We start from the raw sequence: 16,956 nt of genomic DNA, 5'->3' as shown, positions 1-16,956 counted from the left end.
GGAGGCAACGCCCGGGAGCTTTCGGCCATCTGTTTGGTTAGTGTTCCAGACCTTGATTAGAACGCAACTTTGTTTAGAAAGAGGAGTTTGACCAGCTATGAAGATGAAGATGTTTGGTGCTGCTCTGCTCACACTTTCCCTCGCCTTGACCGGTGCCTCAGCCGCTCATGCGTTTCAGGGACCGCCTCCACCGAATCCGTATGGCCCGCCTCCACCGTTGCGCCCAGGATGGGATAACGCTCCGGGAAGCTACAGAGACGACATCCAGCGCCGCGCTTATCAGGAAGGCATTCACGGAGCTCGCAAAGACCGTGAGAACGGCCGCAGGCCGAATGTGAACAATCGCGACGAGTACATGCGCAAGACGGCCTTTCCGGTTCCTCCGAATATGATTAACTCCTATCGCCGGGCCTTTGCAGCCGGCTACAGCCACGGCGTGCAGATCTTCTACGGTCCTCGCCGCTACTAACTCTTTTCTGATCGACAGCAACGCTCGCACCCAGATCCGGTGCGGGCGTTGCTGTTTCGCACCACTGCGAGTGCAAAGCATGCGCCTCTTCTAAAGACGGCGTAAGGAAGCGCGTTTTTCCCGTTCTACGACGTCCAGCCATCATGCTAGGCTCTGGGCAGGTGACTACGCGGCGCTCAATCCGGCGCACCTCAATCAAGGTGCAACTGCGCATCAATCACATGGATGTGTGCTGCGGTCCGCCGTCCCTTTTCCCTCCCTCTCTTTAAGGAGGCGTAGCCGGTCAGTTGATTTGCCGGCAGGCGTTTCTCCACCCAGGCAGACAAATTTGTTCGCGAATCCCGTTTTCGGGCATAGCGTACGTGTCTGCAAAGCGCGGAAACCGAAAACATGCAGGCCCTGTCAGCAGCGGAACGGCGTATTTTCAGCCAGCCGCACTCGCAATGCGCAGGGAGCCGTCTACGCATCTCGGTTTCCATCACAGGTCATCAGAGGCAGGGAGTAGCATCCATGGTGGAGTCCAGCGTTCTTTGCAGTGAAGTTCTACCCGGCGGGGCCACATGGTCTCACGTGCTGAAGCGGGGCACGGCGCTGCGCATTATCGATCTTGAAGGCGGAGCGAATGTGGCAGCATATTTCCTCAACTTTGAGCTGCCCGCCGAGCGCTTCAACCTGCCTGACACGCTGAAGGCGCAGCATACGGCGCGTCTTACCAAGGGCCACGTGCTCTACTCCGACATGGGGCGCATTCTCTGCTCGATTACCGACGACTCGGTTGGCTGGCATGATCCGCTGGCCGGCCTTTCGAACGCCGCGCTGGTTGAAAAGAAATATGGCAAGCTCACCTATCAGCAGGCGCGCAATGACTGGCATCAGAATGCGCGCGACGGCATGACCATCGAGTTGGGCAAATACGGCATGGGCCCGCGCGATCTGCACGCCACGGTGAATTTCTTCAGCAAGGTCGCGGTGGATGAGGCGGGCGATATGCACTTTGCGTCGGGTAACTCGCCTGCAGGAAGTTACGTGGAGTTGCGCGCGGAGATGAACACGCTGATGATTCTGAACACCTGCCCGCATCCGCTGGACCCGGAGCCAAAGTACGCACCCAAACCCGTCGAGCTGAGCATCAGCCGCGTTCCCCCCCCGCGCACCGATGACCCGTGCCGCACCCAATGCCGCGAAAACGCGCGCGGATTCCTGCTCACCGAGTTTTATTTTCTGTAGCCGTCGCATAGGACAAGAAAGAAATTGGAAAAAGCAGCAATACAAATCTGGGAGCAACATGTTCAGTAAGGTCCTGGTGGCCAATCGCGGCGCCATTGCTTGCCGCATTATCCGCACATTGCGCCGCATGGGCATTGCTTCTGTAGCGGTCTATTCAGAGGCCGACTGCGATGCGCGTCATTTACTGGATGCGGATGAAGCAGTACTTGTGGGCCCCGGCGCGCCTGCTCAGAGCTATCTTGCCGTCGATAAAATCCTTGCCGCTGCCGAGCAGACCGGCGCGCAGGCTGTGCATCCCGGTTACGGTTTCTTGAGTGAGAACATCGAGTTCGCTCGCGCCTGCGCCTCACGCGGCATTGCCTTCATCGGCCCGCGTGTACCCCAGATTGAGGCCTTTGCGCTCAAGCACACGGCACGCGCCATCGCGCAGCAGTGCGGCGTTCCGCTTTTGCCTGGCACTGGCGTACTGAGCGGCTTGGAAGAGGCGCTGGCGGAAGCAGACAAGCTCGGCTTCCCTGTCATGTTGAAAAGCTCCGCGGGTGGCGGCGGTATTGGCATGCGCGTCTGCCACGCGCCGGACCAGCTCCGCGATGCGTATGAGAGCGTTGTCCGCCTCAGCCAGAACAGCTTTCGCGATGGCAGTGTCTTTCTCGAAAAATTTGTCTCCCGTGCCAAGCACGTCGAGGCGCAGATCTTCGGCGATGGGGAAGGCGGCGTGCTCGCGCTTGGCCTGCGCGACTGCTCCGCGCAGCGCCGTAATCAGAAGGTCATTGAGGAGACTCCCGTACCCGGCCTCGATCCAAAGATTGCCGATACCATTCGCAGCTCCGCCATTCTGCTGGGCCAGGCTGTGAGCTATGCCAACGCGGGCACCGTGGAGTTTCTTTACGACGCTGACACAGGCGCTTACTACTTTCTCGAAGTCAACACGCGCCTCCAGGTGGAACACGGCGTCACGGAGCAAGTCACCGGCCTCGATCTCGTCGAGATGATGGTGCGTGAAGCCGCCGGCGAGTTGCCCGCTCTCGACACCTTTGCCGGTACGCCGACAGGCTGCTCCATTGAAGCCCGCGTCTATGCGGAAGATCCCGCAAAGAATTTTCAACCGGCGCCCGGCAAGCTCTCGAAGGTCAGCTTTCCTGCAGATGTCCGCATTGAAACCTGGGTTGAGAACGGAACCGAAATCACGCCGTTCTATGATCCGATGATTGCCAAGATCATCGTTACGGGTACGGATCGTGCCCAGGCGGTGAGCAAGCTGCAAGCGGCATTGGCGCAGACTGAGCTCTACGGCACGGAGACAAATCTCCGTTACCTGCGGTCCGTTGCAGCCTCCGAGATATTTACATCCGGAGCAATGACCACCGCATTTCTCAGCACCTTGCCCGTCACGCGCACGGCTTTTGAAGTGCTCGATGGCGGAATGCAGACCACCGTACAGGATTTCCCCGGACGGCTTGGCTATTGGCATGTCGGCGTTCCGCCTTCAGGCCCCATGGACGCGCTGGCATTTCGCCTGGCTAACCGCCTCGTCGGCAACAATGAATCGGCTGCCGCGCTCGAAATGACCACGATGGGCGCGAAGCTGCGCTTTGATGCGGATGCTGTCATCGCACTTACCGGCGCGGAGATGGGCGCAACTGTCGATGGCGCATCGGCGCCGATGTGGCAGGCATTTCCTGTCAAGGCAGGCTCTGTTCTACGCGTCGGCGCGGCCAAGGGTGCTGGTTCGCGTGCGTATCTAGCCATTGCCGGCGGCATCGATGCGCCCGGTTTTCTCGGCAGCAAGGGCACCTTCATGCTCGGTGGCTTTGGAGGTCACGCAGGCCGCGCTCTACGTGCAGGAGACTTGGTTCATTTTCTACCTGCAGCTTCAATCACAGAACTGCCTGGACTTGTGCCGGAGCAAAGGCTCCATTACAGCCGCGAGTGGGAAATCGGCGTTCTCTACGGGCCGCATGGCGAACCGGAGTTCTTCACTCCCGCCGACATCGACATGCTTTTCGCCACTGACTGGAAGGTCCATTACCAGTCGGATCGCACCGGCGTGCGTCTCATTGGACCAAAGCCTGAGTGGGCGCGCAAAGATGGCGGTGAAGCCGGCCTTCATCCCTCAAATATTCACGACAACGCCTATGCCGTCGGCTCCATCGACTTCACCGGCGACATGCCCATTCTGCTTGGCCCGGATGGCCCCAGCCTGGGCGGCTTTGTGTGCCCAGCAATCATTGTCGAAGCTGAGCGCTGGAAAATGGGCCAGCTTAAGGCCGGCGATACTGTGCGCTTTCGTCGCATCACCCTTGTGCAGGCGGAAGCTCTTGAATCAGCTGTCGAAAAATTCATCACCACGCTGGAAGGCTCTGCGCCGCAATTGCCTTCTCCCGCTACGCCTGAGCCTGCCATCCTCCGCACCATCGAAGCGCCGCAGCCCACTCTCGTCGCCCGTGCCGATGGCGACAAATACCTCCTCATTGAATACGGTCCGCGCCAGCTCGATCTTGGCCTGCGATTTCGCGTACATCTTCTCGAAGAAAAGCTCCGTACCGCTCAACTCAAGGGCATTCTCGACATCACGCCCGGCGTACGCAGTCTGCAGATTCACTACGACAGCCGAAATCTCCACCGCGAAGAGCTCCTTGCCGCCATAGAGTCTTTCAATGCGGAGCTACCTGAAAGCCCGCAGATTGCCGTGCCTTCGCGTATCGTGCATCTGCCGCTCTCGTGGAACGATCCCGCCACGCAGCTTGCGCAGGCTAAGTATGGTCAGGCCGTGCGCCCTGATGCTCCATGGCTGCCCGACAACATTGAGTTCATCCGCCGAATCAACGGCCTCAGCAGCGTCGATGAAGTGCATCGCATCGTGCATGAAGCCAGCTATCTCGTGCTTGGGCTCGGCGATGTTTACCTCGGCGCGCCCGTCGCCACGCCCGTTGATCCTCGCCATCGTCTCGTCACCACCAAGTACAACCCTGCCCGCACCTGGACGCCGGAGAACGCTGTCGGCATTGGTGGCGCCTACATGTGCGTCTACGGCATGGAGGGCCCCGGCGGCTACCAGCTTGTGGGCCGCACGGTGCAGGTGTGGAACACGCATCGCGTCACGCCCACGTTCGCCGAAGGCACGCCGTGGTCGCTGCGCTTCTTCGACCAGATTCGTTTCTATCCTGTCACCACGGAAGAGCTCACCGAGCTGCGCCGCGACATTCTCAACGGTCGCTTCAATCCGCGCATCGAGCAGACTGAATTTTCAGTGCCGGCCTACGAAGAATTCCTTCGCGCCAATCAACCCGGCATCGCCGCCTTCAAGGAAACGCAGATGGCTTCCTTCCATGAAGAACGTGAGCGCTGGCACATCAACGGCCAGCTCGATTACGGCTCCGCGCTGGTCGATATGCCGGGATCGAGCGCCGACGAGCTCACCGTGCCTGAGGGCTGCGAAGCCGTTCACGCGCCCATGACGGCCTCTGTTTTTCAGGTGGCAGCAGAACTCGGTCAGCGCGTTACGGCAGGGCAGCGTCTCATCGTGCTCGATGCCATGAAGATCGAAATGGAAATCTCCGCACCGGTCTCCGGCGTGGTTCAGCAGCTTCTCTGCCAGCCCGGCCAGATGGTGAGTGCTGGCCAGCAGCTCGCCATTGTTTGCGCCTCGTGTTGATGCTCTACAAAAGGAAACGAAATGGATATCAGCTCGCTTGAAAATGCCTACCGCGCCGGAACGCTCACGCCAAGTGCGGAAGTGGCGCGGATTTACGATGCAATAGAGGGCATGGGCGAGCGCCCAGTCTGGATTTCCCTTGTTCCGCGCGAAGAAGCTATCACTCGCGCCCGCGCGCTTGAAGCAGATGAAGCCGCCCGCAAGCTTCCGCTGTACGGAATTCCTTTTGCCGTTAAGGACAACTTTGACGTTGCAGGGATCCCAACGACCGCGGCCTGTCCAGCCTTTGCGCACACGCCTGAAAAGACCGCGACCATTGTGCAAAAGCTTCTCGATGCCGGCGCAATCCTCATCGGCAAAACCAATATGGATCAGTTCGCCACTGGCCTTGTCGGCACGCGCACGCCTTACGGCATCTGTTCCAGCGCCTTCAGCGCGAAACATATCTCTGGCGGCTCCAGCTCTGGCTCCGCTGTTGCCGTCGCGAGCGGGCTGGTTAGCTTTTCATTAGGCACAGATACTGCAGGCTCGGGCCGCGTCCCCGCAGCTTTCAACAATCTCGTGGGCCTCAAGCCTACGCGCGGTCTGCTCAGTACAAATGGTCTGCTTCCGGCCTGCCGCACGCTCGATTGCGCCACCATCTTTGCCGAAACCTGCGCTGATGCCTCGCGTGTCTTCGCCGTCGCGTGCGGATTCGACGCTGATGATGCGTATTCGCGTACACCGCGTCCCGGCGAAGGCGCGACGCCTTGGAGTGGATTAACCTCCGGCTTCCGCTTTGGCGTCCTCAATGCCGCATCCCGCGAATTCTTCGGCGATGAAGCATCAGCTGCTCAGTACGAAGCTGCGGTCTACGCTTTCGCCGCACTGGGCGGCACACCCATCGAGTTTGATTACACGCCTTTCCGCAGCACGGCCAGCCTGCTCTACAAAGGCCCCTGGGTCGCTGAGCGTCTTGCCGCGCTTAAAGACTTCTTCGTAACCGATCCCGATACTGTCGATCCCACTGTTGGCGGCATCATCAGCGGCGCGGCAAAATACACCGCCGTGGAAGCCTTTGACGCTACCTACGAGCTTGAATCTCTGCGCCGCGAGACGGCTGTTATCTGGCAGCAGGCCGACTTCCTGCTTCTGCCCACCGCGGCTACGCACTACACCATCGAACAGGTTCAGGCCGCACCCATTGAGCTCAACACCAACCTCGGCTACTACACCAACTTTGTCAACCTGCTCGATCTCGCTGCGGTTGCTGTTCCTGCCGGATTCAAGACCGACAACCTTCCCTTCAGCGTCACGCTTGTGGGCCAGGCATTTACAGACGAGGGTCTTCTCCGCGTCGCCGATCGCCTGCATCGCGCGCGCTCCCAAACTCTCGGCGGCAGCTCGCGTGAACTGGCCGCAACGCCTCCTGTCGCAACGAATGCCGCTCCCAACGGCTGCATCTTCATGACCGTCGTCGGCGCGCATCTCGCTGGCCAGCCGCTCAACGGGCAGCTCACGCAACGCAAGGCGCGGCTTATTCAGGCCACACGTACGCACGGCGATTACCGTCTCTACGCGCTTGCCAACACCACTCCGCCCAAGCCTGGACTTGTCTATTCACCCGGCTTTGGTGGTGAAGGCATAGAAGTGGAGGTATGGGCCATGCCGGAGGAAACCGTCGGCAGCTTTTTAAATCTGATTCCGCCGCCGCTCGGGCTTGGCACAGTGCGTCTCGCTGACGGCTCTCTCGTCAAAGGCTTTCTCTGTGAGCCAGCAGGACTTGAAGGCGCAGAGGAGATTACACATCTCAATGGATGGAGGAGGTATATCGCTACAAAAAGCTAAGGCCCATCGTCATCATCATCGTCGCCGCCACCCTTCTCTTCACTCTTTCCGCCATGCGGTTTCAGCTTGCCGGCAAGAGCTTTTTCGACCAGCACGTGGAAGTCGATATCGGCCGGGTCCTCACCTACCTCATACCGCGCCAGCGGCTTGCCGTCGCGGCCAATGAGGAACTTGGTGAAGCTCCAGTGCAACTCGCCGCCGGGCAGGCCTTCTTTGGGATCGGTGAGGAAGTGGTACAGCGGAACAGCATTGACGCCGGTCAGCGTGGCTGGCGCAAAGACAGTGAACGTGACTTTGGCGTTATCGAGGTAATACGTGCGAACGGCGGCAGTATCTTTCAGTTCCTGCCCGCCGAACTCGGCCGACGGAATGCCCAGAACGACGAGACCCTGAGATTCGTAGCTCTTCGCCAGATCGCTCAGTGCATCAATCTGGCTGCGATATACGGATTGGCTGGCAAGATTCACGAGCAGCACCACCTTATCCTTGTAAGCGGAAAGAGAAACAACCTTGCCGTCAAGTCCGACGAGTGAAAAGTCGTAAATGGTCTGCTTTGGCTTTTCCTTTTCCTTAGGCTTTTCCTGGGGCGGTTTTTGAGCAAACGCCACGGAAGCAGCGACGAGCAAAGATGCAACCAGAAACGCAGGAAGGCGGCGCGAGATGGCTCGGAAGATCATGGAGTTGAAAACAATTGTCTCCTATGTGTGCATTGTCCCATCTGAACACGAAAATTTCGCTCTCTGCGGTTCCGATTTTGGACGGCCATTCGTTTTTGTTTTAACTCGAATCCGCCGCGAACAAGCGGCATATCAAACGGACGTGACTCATGGACTTTGAACAGCTCAAAACCTTTCTGCATGTCTGCCGCCTCAAAAGCTTCTCCCGCGCCGCGGAAAAGCTCGGGGTGACGCAGCCGGCCATCTCCGCGCAGATCCGCTCGCTTGAAAAAGAAGTGGGCGCGCGCCTCTTCGATCGCGATGGGGGTAAGGTTACCTTCACCGCGGCAGGCCGTCTGTTTGAGCCGTTTGCTGAGCACTGCCTCCAGTGCCACAGCCACATTGTCGTGGCCGTCAATGAGCTCTACCGCTCCGCGCGCGGTGAGGTGTCGGTCTCGGCCAGCGAGGCCACAAGCCTCTACATCCTGCCGCCGGTCTTTGCCGAGTACAAAAAGCAGTACACACGCGTGAATCTCAGCATTGTGCGCGCGGAGCACCTCCGTTCCATCGAAATGGTCGTCAACCGCGAAGTCGATTTTGCCATCGTCTCCACGCCCCTCAAAGATCCGCGCCTTACCGTCCAGTGCATCCACCGCGATGAGATCGTGCTCACCGTCTCTCCCGCGCATCCGCTGGCCACGCGCAGTACCATCAAGGTGGATGAGATGCTTCAGTTTCCCATGCTGCTGCTCAAGCAGGGCAGGCAGCGCACGCTTCTCAACAACTTCCTTGAAAGCTTTGACGCGCAACCCCGCGTTGCGATGGAAGTCGATTCGAGTGAGCTGCTTAAACGTCTTATCGCCGCCGGCCTCGGCATGGGTTTTCTTCCCCGCGCCAATGTCGACGATGACGTCCGTGGCGGCTTGCTCAAGGTAGTTAAAGTCGAAGGTATGAGGATCAGCCGCGAACTGGCTCTCATCTTCCGCAAAGACCGGACACTGACGCACGCCGCGCATGCCTTCCTTGAGATTGCCACCAACAGCACGGAACAGCTTTATCCTGCCCTGCGGACCGCAAAGGCCGCCCTGTAAGCCCTCCGCGCTGCCCTGGGATAACGCCAGAAATCATGAATTTCATAATGTTTATGCGGTACTTATACATGCAGCGTTATTGTTTTATCCATCACATAAATAAGTTGAATGAGGCCCGTGAGCGCCCTGGCAGTGGAGTAAATTTGGGGTACAGTTCCTGAACTTTCGCCCCGGCAGTATTCGCACGCAAGCCCGTCAAGACAAAGGCCATCTCAAAAGCTAAAGGTGGAAGGATTTGTACCGGATTCTTTCAGGCAGTCGGTCTCTCTCCAGCGGCATTCTTGCCGCCGTGTTTCTCCCTGTTCTCCTCTTTGTCCTCTTCTGCGCGCCCAGGGCTTACGCCGCGCCTCCCACCTTCACTGTCGGCTGGTCCGTGTACGCCGGCTGGAACCCCTACTTCTACATGGCGCGCTCCGGCATCCTCAAGAAGTGGGCTGACAAGTATGGCATCGTCATCAAGGTTCAGCGCTTCGATTACGCCGCCTCGCTCGATGCCTTTGTGGCGAAAAATATTGACGCCTGCACCATGACCAACATGGAAGCCCTCGACATGCCAGCCGCCGCCGGCGTCGATTCCACCTCCATCATCATCGGCGACTACTCCAATGGCAATGACGCCGTACTCGCGCGCAACAACCTGAGCCTGTCCCAGCTCCCCGGCAAGCCAATTCTGCTCGTCCAGAAGACCGTCTCTGAGTATCTGCTGGAGCGCGCCATGGTGATGAACGGTCTCGAAGGCCAACTCCCGAAACTCAAGCTGCTCAATACCTCGGACTCGGACATCGTGGGCGCCTACCTGGGTAATAAAGGCAACCAGGTCGCCGTCACGTGGAAGCCGCTCGTCTCGGAGATTCTCTCGCAGGACTCAGGAGTCAAGCCACTCTTTGATTCCTCTAAAATCCCCGGAGAAATTCTGGATCTGCTCGTCGTCCGCAGCGAAGTGCTCAATCGTCCTGACGGCTCCGGCGCAAAGTTTGCCAAGGCCATCACCGGCGCATGGTATGAGACGGTGGCCCAGCTCACCGGCTCCGGTCCTGACACTGCAAAGGCTCTCAGCGGCAGCGCCGCAGCCTCCAATGACACCGTTGCGTCGTACAAAGAGCAGCTCAAGACCACGTTCCTGTTCTCTTCGTCGCAGTCCGCGGCCAAATTTGCCACGGACGCCGCGCTGAAGCAGAAGATGGACCTCGTCCGCCAGTTCTGTTTCCGCCATGCGCTGCTGGGTCAGAACATCAAGTCCGTTGATGATGTGGCCATTCTCTATCCGGACGGCAGCGTGCAGGGCAAGAAAGAACGCGTCCGTCTCCGCATGGACGCCACATACATGCAGATGGCAGCGCAGGGAAAGTTATGAAGCAATGAACACGGCATTCCATCCAGCAGACCTCGCAGGCATCCAGGTGCGTCCATCGCGCCTGTGGACGCAGTCACTTGGCTGGATACTGTTTGCCGTCGGCATTGCACTCTACGCGCAGTTCTCCATCGCGCGCCATAAAGAAAACCCCGAAGACCGCGTCGTGCCCTCCGCGCAGCAGCTCATCCAGGGCATCAAATCCGCTGCCCTTGAATCCGCAGAAGAAGACGACCCAGTCGACGCCAACGCGCCGCTCATCGAGCGCTTCAGCCACAGCATGTTATGGAAGGACACGCTCTCAAGCAGCAAGCGCTTCCTCATTGCGCTTGTGCTGCTCATTCCCGCCATCCTGCTCGGCCTGCACATGGCGGTCTTTCCTTACTTTGGCGCGCTCTGCCTGCGCTTCGTCACTTTCTTTGACAAGATTGTCGCGCTTTCGCTGCTTCCCATTCTGTTTATTGTCTTCGGCATCGAAGAGTGGTCCAAGATCGCGCTGATGGTCATCGGTGTTGCGCCTACGCTCATCCTCGACACCTTCAACATCGCTAAAGGCGTCCCCCGTGAGCAGATTGTCAAGGCCTTCACGCTCAAGTCCTCGGACATCGATGTCACGTATCGCATCGTGCTCAAGCAGGTGCTTCCGCAGATCATCAATAGCGTTCGGCTCAACCTTAAGCCGCTCGCGCTCTTTCTCTTCGCGGGTGAAATGATCGCCGCCACGGACGGTCTCGCTTACCGCATTGCCCTCATGCGCCGCCACATGGGCATGGACATCATCCTTCCCTATGTCCTGTGGGTGGCTTTGCTGCTCTTTCTCGCCGACGCAATCCTGCGCTTTACCAACCGGAGGCTACACCCGTGGTATCAGCCCCTGTGACCTTGAGTCCGGCCCATCTCGCTCCGGCCCCGGCCGCAGCGATTGCGCCTGCCCGCGCCACAGAAGCCGCTCGTGTTGAAATCTCTCTACGAAAAGTTGGCGTTGCTTACTCCGCAGGCAAAGAGGGCACCAAAACAGTCCTCGCCAATATCGACCTCGAAATACCCGCCGGCGAGTTTGTCGTTCTCCTTGGCGAAACAGGCTGTGGCAAAAGTACCCTGCTTCGCCTCATGCTCGGCCAGGAGTTCCCTACCTCTGGCGAAGTCATCGTGGACGGCAAGCCCGTCAAGCGCATTGACTCCCGCACCGGCTACGTGCCGCAGAAGTACTCTCTCTTTCCGGACCGCACTGTGCTTGAAAATGTGATGTACGGCCCTGAGAATGCGCGCGCCGGCCTGCTTGGCCGCCTCACTCCGTCGTTCTGGCGATTCCGCCGCGAGCTGCGCGAGGAAGCCATCCAATCACTTACCCGCATGGGCCTGCGCCCGCAGGACATGAAGAAGTATCCGTATCAGCTTTCCGGCGGCATGCAGCAGCGCGTAGCCATCGCGCAAGCTTTGCTCATGAAGCCCCCGGTTTTGCTCCTTGACGAAGCCTTCAGCGCGCTCGACCCGTCCACGCGGTCCAGCCTTCAGGAACTGCTGCACTCCATCTGGGCCGAATCGCGTCCCACCGTCGTTTTTGTCACGCACAACACTACGGAAGCACTACTCCTTGGTACTACACTGATTGTGCTTGGGCGTCACCGCGACGAGGAGCCCGAAAAGAGCAATGTGCTGGTTGCGCAGCAGCTTCCCACTGCGCAATTGCCCTTTGCCCAGCGTTGTAACAGCGCGGAGTTTCGCGAGCAGCATGAGTTTCTGGAAAGGGTCGCCTTCGCCTCTTCCTCCAGGTACCGCACGCAGCCGCCAGCGCAAGAGGGCTGTCACGCATGAATCGCCTTACGAATCGGTTCGTTTACTTCAGCGGCGCATGCGTGGCCATCGCAGGCATCGTAATCGCTGCTCCAGGAACCGTGTCGGCTGCCGCGCGCAAGGATGACCCTAAACCTGATCCCGCATCGAAGCAGTTCTACACCACTCGCGTCACGGACATTCTCACCACCAACTGCCTGGACTGCCACGATGAAACCGCGAAAGGCAACCTGCGTCTCGACTCCTACGCGTCCATCATGAAGGGCGGCGAAAGCGGCTCTCCGATCGTCCCCGGTGATCCTGACAAGAGCCTCCTGATACAAGCCGTGCGCCGCTCGGGCGATCTCAAGATGCCGCCCAAGCGCCCGCTTGATCCCGCAGCCGTGGCAGATCTCGTCGCCTGGGTCAAAGCCGGCGCCGTCGGTGCCGATCCCGCTCCTGCAGCCGCATCAACTTCTACATCGCAAGCCGCCTCAGACGGAATGAAGGTGCCCGCGCCACAGGCGCAGTCAGCCCCACCGCAGGTGGCCACTCAGAACATGAATCCTGGCGCCGCGGTGGAGTTCAAGCAGGTCGTAGTGCCCTCCGTGCACTCCACCGCCGCTGACGCAGACTTCTTCGAGAACAAAGTCCGCCCAATTCTTGCCAATAGTTGCTACGACTGCCACGACGATACCGCCAAAGGCGGTCTGCGCGTGGATCAGAAAGCAGCATTCTTTAAGGGCGGCGCACATGGCGCTCTCATCGTTCCCGGCGATCCCGACAAGAGCCTGCTGATCCTCGCAGTCCGCCAGTCAGGCGAGCTCAAAATGCCAAAGGGCGGCAAGCTCTCAGAGGCTGACGTTGCTACTCTCACGCAGTGGGTCAAAATTGGCGCACCCTGGCCTGATGCATCAACAGTCACTGCGGGAAATCCCACCGCAAAAACCGGCCTGATCACAGATCAGCAGCGCGGCTTCTGGTCCTTCCTGCCGCTTAAGCCCATCGCGCCCCCACCTATCGAAGACAAGCGCTACGATCATTGGCCGCGCACCCCCATCGACAACTTCGTCCTCGCGGGCCTGCACACTGCCGATCTCAATCCCGCTCCGGAAGCCGATCGCCGCACTCTCATCCGTCGCATCACCTTCGACCTCACCGGCCTTCCAGCCACGCAGGCTGAAGTCGATTCGTTCCTCAATGACAAATCATCCAACGCATGGGAGAAGGTCATCGATCGCCTGCTCGCTTCGCCGCGTTATGGCGAGCGCTGGGGACGCCACTGGCTCGATGTCGCGCGCTATGCCGAGGACGACGTGCGCGGCCTCGACCCCAAGGGGCGCGGCTTCATGCCCTTCCAGGGTGCGTGGCGTTACCGCGACTGGGTGATTCAGTCCTTCAATGACGACGTGCCGTACGACAAGTTCGTCACTCTCCAGCTCGCAGGCGATCTTGTACCCACCAAATCCGACACTGAGCGCAAAGCCGATCTTGTCGCGACCACTTATCTCGGTGCCGGTCCGTGGGTTTGGGATCAGGCCGAGCCTATCCAGGGCCGTGCCGATGAGCGCAACGAGCGCGTAGACGCTGTTACCCGCGGGCTTCTCGGTCTCACCGTCGCCTGCGCCCGCTGCCACAATCACAAGTACGATCCCATCGCCCAGCGCGACTACTACAAGATCGTCAGCATCTTCGCCAGCTCTACCTATAAGGAGTATCCAGTCGAATCGCCCGCATCCGCCGAGGCCTTCGACAAGAAGAATCTCGAAGCCGCCAAGCTCCAGGGCAATCTGCGCGAGTACACCACCAACCTCAGCAAACAGCTCGCCGATGCGCTCTCCATCCAGTCAGCCGATTACATGACCGCTGCGTGGAGCATCTCCGGCAAGCCCAAGAAGACCGTCGATCAGATCGCCTCGCAAAAGCAGCTCGATCCTGAGCTCCTGCAGCGCTGGGTCGACTACCTCGCCAAAGATCATACGTACTCATATTTGCAGGATTGGAAAGCGATGGTTGCCTCGCCGACCAGCACGGAAGATCAGGCACGTGTCCTCGCCGAGGCTTTTCAGAAAACAGTCGTCCGTGTCCGCGCCAAAGCAGCGGAGATCGACGAGCAGAACGAGATCATCCGCGCCAAGAATGACGTGCCCAAGCATCGCTATCTTGACGCCAAGCCCAGTGAGTTTGACACCTTCGACCAGTTCTGCCCCGGCTGCGAGCTTGAGCTGAAGGCCCTGCCCACAGACGAGGCCAAGCTCTACTCTGATCTCTTCGTCTCTCAGTCCGGTGACGAGGAAGAAAAGTTCAAGCCCGGCGTCATGCTCTTCGTCGGCTGGGGCCTCAAACGTCGCGTCGGCCCGCAGTTCCAGGCTTATATGGACGTGCAGCAGAAGAAGATCGGCGAGCTTCAGAAAGAGCTGAAAGATGCCGGCTTCCCTTACGTCAACGGCATGTCAGACAAGCCGCAGGCCACCGACGTCAAGCTCAACCTGCGCGGTAATCCGCATTCACTCGGCGAAACCGTTCCGCGCGGTTTCCTTACTGTCCTCCAGCCCGTCAACTCTCAGCCGTACTCGCAAGGCAGCGGACGGCTCCAGTTTGCGCATGACATTGCCACGCATGCGTTGGCAGATCGCGTCATCGTCAACCGCATCTGGAAGTGGCACTTCGGCACAGGCATTGTGAACACACCGGACAACTTCGGCACGCAGGGCGATAAGCCATCCAATCCCGCGCTGCTTGAATATCTTGCTGCGGAGTTCGTTGCCCACGGCCGTTCCATCAAGTGGTTGCAGAAACAGATTCTACTCTCGGCCGTCTACCGCCAGGGCGCGGATGAAAGCGCGGAAGCGCACGAGAAAGATCCCGCCAACCGGCTCTATTCGCATTTCAGCCGCGTGCGGCTTGACGCGGAAGAAATCCGCGACAGCATTCTCTTCGTCGCCGGCGATCTTGATCTCAAGCAAATCACCGGCCCATCCTCGGATTTTTCAGAGTCGAACCTCCAGCGCACCGTCTTCTGCAAAGTCAGCCGCTTCCGGCTGAACAATTACCTGATGGTCTTCGACTTTCCCAATCCCAGCTTCACTTCGGAGCAACGTTTTTCGTCGAACGTTCCGCTTCAGCAGCTCTACTTCATGAACAACACCTTCGTCTATCAGCAGTCCGGTGTACTTGCGGAACGTGTTCACACTGAGCCAACCGATGAGGCGCGCATCGCCAAAGTTTACGAGTACATTTTTGAGCGCAAGCCCACGCAGCAAGAGCTGGACCTTGGCCTCAAGTTTCTTAAAACCACGCCGGATAAGCCCGGCTATGAAGTTGCCGATAAGCCGATTACAGCGTGGGATGAGTACACGCGCGCGCTGCTCAGCTCAAACGAGTTTCAATTTGTGAACTGATACGATATTCGGCGTGGGCAGCCATATCGCCTGCCGCCGGGGAGAAGAAAATGATTCATCGCCCTTCAGGCCGACCTATGACACGCCGCGATGCTCTACGCACCATGGGCTGCGGCTTCGGCTATCTCAGCCTGGCAAGCATGGTGGGCCAGTCGCTCGCTCGCGCTGCATCCACCACGCCGAGTGAGCGTCCTTCGTGGATGATTACCGACAAGCCGAAGGCCAAGCACGTCATCTTCCTCTTCATGAACGGCGGTATGTCGCAAATAGACAGCTTCGACTACAAGCCGGCGCTCGAAAAATACCACGGCCAGCCCATGCCCGGCGGCGATCTCGCCCACGAGCGTAAGACCGGCAACATCATGAAGTCACCCTTCGCTTTCAAGAAATATGGGCAGAGCGGCATCGAGGTCAGCGAAATCTTTCCGCATCTTGGTGAGTGCGTCGACGACATGTGCATCGTCAAGAGTGTTTACACCGAGATTCCAAATCACGAGCCTGCGCTTGAAATGATGAACACCGGCGCGAATTTTTCCGGCCGCCCTTCCATGGGCGCGTGGATCACTTATGGCCTCGGCTCGCTCAACCAGAATCTTCCCGGCTTCGTCGTTCTCTGCCCGGATGTGCCCACCACAGTCGGCCCTCCGCTCTGGTCCTCGGCCTTTCTCTCGCCGGTTCATCAGGGAACCTACGTCTCCGATGCCGTCGACAAGTCCGAATTCGATCCGCAGAAGCTCATCTCGAACATCCACAATGAGCGCTTTGATCTGAACGCGCAGCGCAAGGAGCTTGACCTCGTCAAGCAGCTCGACCAGATCAACATGGGCCAGGCCCAGGTGCGCGATCCGCAGCTTGAGGCCACCATCGGCTCCATGGAGACTGCCTACCGCATGCAGACCGAAGCGCCTGATGTCTTCGACGTCCGCAAGGAATCCGAAGCCACGATCAAGCTCTATGGCGAGGGCTCAACTGCGCGTGGCTGCCTCACTGCTGCTCGCCTCATTGAGCGCGGCGTTCGCATGGTGCAGGTCTACTACGCCAGGGGCGATCCATGGGATCATCACTTCGACATCGAGATGCACCGCAAGACTGGTCACGATTCCGATCAGCCCTTTGCCGCGCTCATCAAGGATCTCAAATCGCGCGGTCTCTACGATGACACCATCATCGTCTGTGGCTCGGAGTTTGGCCGCACACCCGTCGTCGAAGTCGGCAGTGGCTTCATGGGTGGCCAGACGCACAATGGCCGCGACCACAATCCGCACGGCTTCACTATGTGGATTGCCGGCGGTGGCTTTAAGCGCGGATTCACCTACGGTGCCACGGACGAATTCGGCTGGAAGGCCATCGAAAATCCCGTCCACGTCCACGATATTCATGCCACCATCCTGTATCAACTCGGCATCGACCACCAGAAGCTCACCTACCACTACAGTGGGCGCGACTACCGCCTCACGGATCTCTACGGCAATGTTGTCCACGACCTGATCGCATAACAAACTTCAA

At 59.1% G+C, this 16,956-nt stretch carries 11 protein-coding genes; 10 read left to right on the top strand and 1 reads right to left on the bottom strand.

Annotation, left to right across the window (positions count from 1 at the left end; translation table 11 throughout):
- Window positions 1–97 precede the first annotated feature (97 nt).
- From VO84_RS09485 to atzF, 4 genes are all read left to right on the top strand, one after another.
- The gene (locus tag VO84_RS09485) at window positions 98–469 is read left to right on the top strand and encodes a hypothetical protein (RefSeq protein ID WP_058187406.1); all 372 of its coding nucleotides are present in this window, start codon (window positions 98–100) and stop codon (window positions 467–469) included.
- Window positions 470–979: 510 nt separating this feature from the next.
- Window positions 980–1,696, top strand: a complete 717-nt coding sequence (locus tag VO84_RS09480; protein ID WP_058187405.1) for an urea amidolyase associated protein UAAP1 — start codon at window positions 980–982, stop codon at window positions 1,694–1,696.
- A 58-nt stretch (window positions 1,697–1,754) separates the two neighbouring features.
- Window positions 1,755–5,351, top strand: coding sequence for an urea carboxylase (gene uca / locus VO84_RS09475; RefSeq protein WP_058187404.1), 3,597 nt, complete (start codon window positions 1,755–1,757; stop codon window positions 5,349–5,351).
- A 21-nt stretch (window positions 5,352–5,372) separates the two neighbouring features.
- Window positions 5,373–7,178 carry an allophanate hydrolase gene (gene atzF, locus VO84_RS09470; protein WP_058187403.1) on the top strand — a complete coding sequence of 602 codons (1,806 nt, stop codon included), beginning with the start codon at window positions 5,373–5,375 and terminating at the stop codon, window positions 7,176–7,178.
- Here the strand turns inward: atzF and VO84_RS09465 are convergent.
- Window positions 7,175–7,855: a glutathione peroxidase gene (locus VO84_RS09465; protein WP_058187402.1), complete on the bottom strand. Its 681-nt coding sequence runs from the start codon at window positions 7,853–7,855 to the stop codon at window positions 7,175–7,177. The genes atzF and VO84_RS09465 overlap by 4 nt on opposite strands.
- Window positions 7,856–8,004: 149 nt before the next feature.
- On the opposite strand from VO84_RS09465, the gene VO84_RS09460 reads away from it, so the two are divergent.
- The 6 genes from VO84_RS09460 (at window position 8,005) to VO84_RS09435 (ending at window position 16,946) form a co-directional block, all read left to right on the top strand.
- The gene (locus tag VO84_RS09460; protein ID WP_058187401.1) at window positions 8,005–8,925 is read left to right on the top strand and encodes a LysR family transcriptional regulator; all 921 of its coding nucleotides are present in this window, start codon (window positions 8,005–8,007) and stop codon (window positions 8,923–8,925) included.
- 235 nt (window positions 8,926–9,160) lie between these two features.
- A complete protein-coding gene (locus VO84_RS09455; protein ID WP_231737860.1) occupies window positions 9,161–10,279 on the top strand; it encodes a putative urea ABC transporter substrate-binding protein in 1,119 nt (372 codons plus the stop codon).
- Window positions 10,280–10,283: 4 nt separating this feature from the next.
- Window positions 10,284–11,156 (top strand): ABC transporter permease, encoded by an 873-nt coding sequence (locus VO84_RS09450; RefSeq protein WP_058187400.1) that lies wholly within the window; start codon window positions 10,284–10,286, stop codon window positions 11,154–11,156.
- Entirely contained in the window at window positions 11,138–12,091 is a 954-nt protein-coding gene (locus tag VO84_RS09445; RefSeq protein WP_231737859.1) for an ABC transporter ATP-binding protein, read from the top strand. The genes VO84_RS09450 and VO84_RS09445 overlap by 19 nt, the downstream gene beginning before the upstream one ends.
- Window positions 12,088–15,450: a PSD1 and planctomycete cytochrome C domain-containing protein gene (locus VO84_RS09440; RefSeq protein WP_058187398.1), complete on the top strand. Its 3,363-nt coding sequence runs from the start codon at window positions 12,088–12,090 to the stop codon at window positions 15,448–15,450. Before VO84_RS09445 ends, VO84_RS09440 begins: the two co-directional genes overlap by 4 nt.
- A 50-nt stretch (window positions 15,451–15,500) precedes the next feature.
- A complete protein-coding gene (locus tag VO84_RS09435) occupies window positions 15,501–16,946 on the top strand; it encodes a DUF1501 domain-containing protein (RefSeq protein WP_058187397.1) in 1,446 nt (481 codons plus the stop codon).
- The last annotated feature ends 10 nt before the right edge of the window (window positions 16,947–16,956 follow it).

This window comes from Occallatibacter gabretensis, from assembly GCF_001449115.1.
Taxonomy (GTDB): Bacteria; Acidobacteriota; Terriglobia; order Terriglobales; family Acidobacteriaceae; genus Telmatobacter; species Telmatobacter gabretensis.
Note: the sequence above shows the minus strand (reverse complement) of the source record. Positions and strands in the feature narration are given on the sequence as shown.

What these genes read in the sequence shown, in the direction of transcription:
- VO84_RS09485 (WP_058187406.1), top strand. Translation starts at nt 98, where the DNA reads ATGAAGATGAAGATGTTTGGTGCTGCTCTGCTCACACTTTCCCTCGCC.
- VO84_RS09480 (WP_058187405.1), top strand. Translation starts at nt 980, where the DNA reads ATGGTGGAGTCCAGCGTTCTTTGCAGTGAAGTTCTACCCGGCGGGGCC.
- uca (WP_058187404.1), top strand. Translation starts at nt 1,755, where the DNA reads ATGTTCAGTAAGGTCCTGGTGGCCAATCGCGGCGCCATTGCTTGCCGC.
- atzF (WP_058187403.1), top strand. Translation starts at nt 5,373, where the DNA reads ATGGATATCAGCTCGCTTGAAAATGCCTACCGCGCCGGAACGCTCACG.
- VO84_RS09465 (WP_058187402.1), bottom strand. Translation starts at nt 7,855, where the DNA reads ATGATCTTCCGAGCCATCTCGCGCCGCCTTCCTGCGTTTCTGGTTGCA.
- VO84_RS09460 (WP_058187401.1), top strand. Translation starts at nt 8,005, where the DNA reads ATGGACTTTGAACAGCTCAAAACCTTTCTGCATGTCTGCCGCCTCAAA.
- VO84_RS09450 (WP_058187400.1), top strand. Translation starts at nt 10,284, where the DNA reads ATGAACACGGCATTCCATCCAGCAGACCTCGCAGGCATCCAGGTGCGT.
- VO84_RS09440 (WP_058187398.1), top strand. Translation starts at nt 12,088, where the DNA reads ATGAATCGCCTTACGAATCGGTTCGTTTACTTCAGCGGCGCATGCGTG.
- VO84_RS09435 (WP_058187397.1), top strand. Translation starts at nt 15,501, where the DNA reads ATGATTCATCGCCCTTCAGGCCGACCTATGACACGCCGCGATGCTCTA.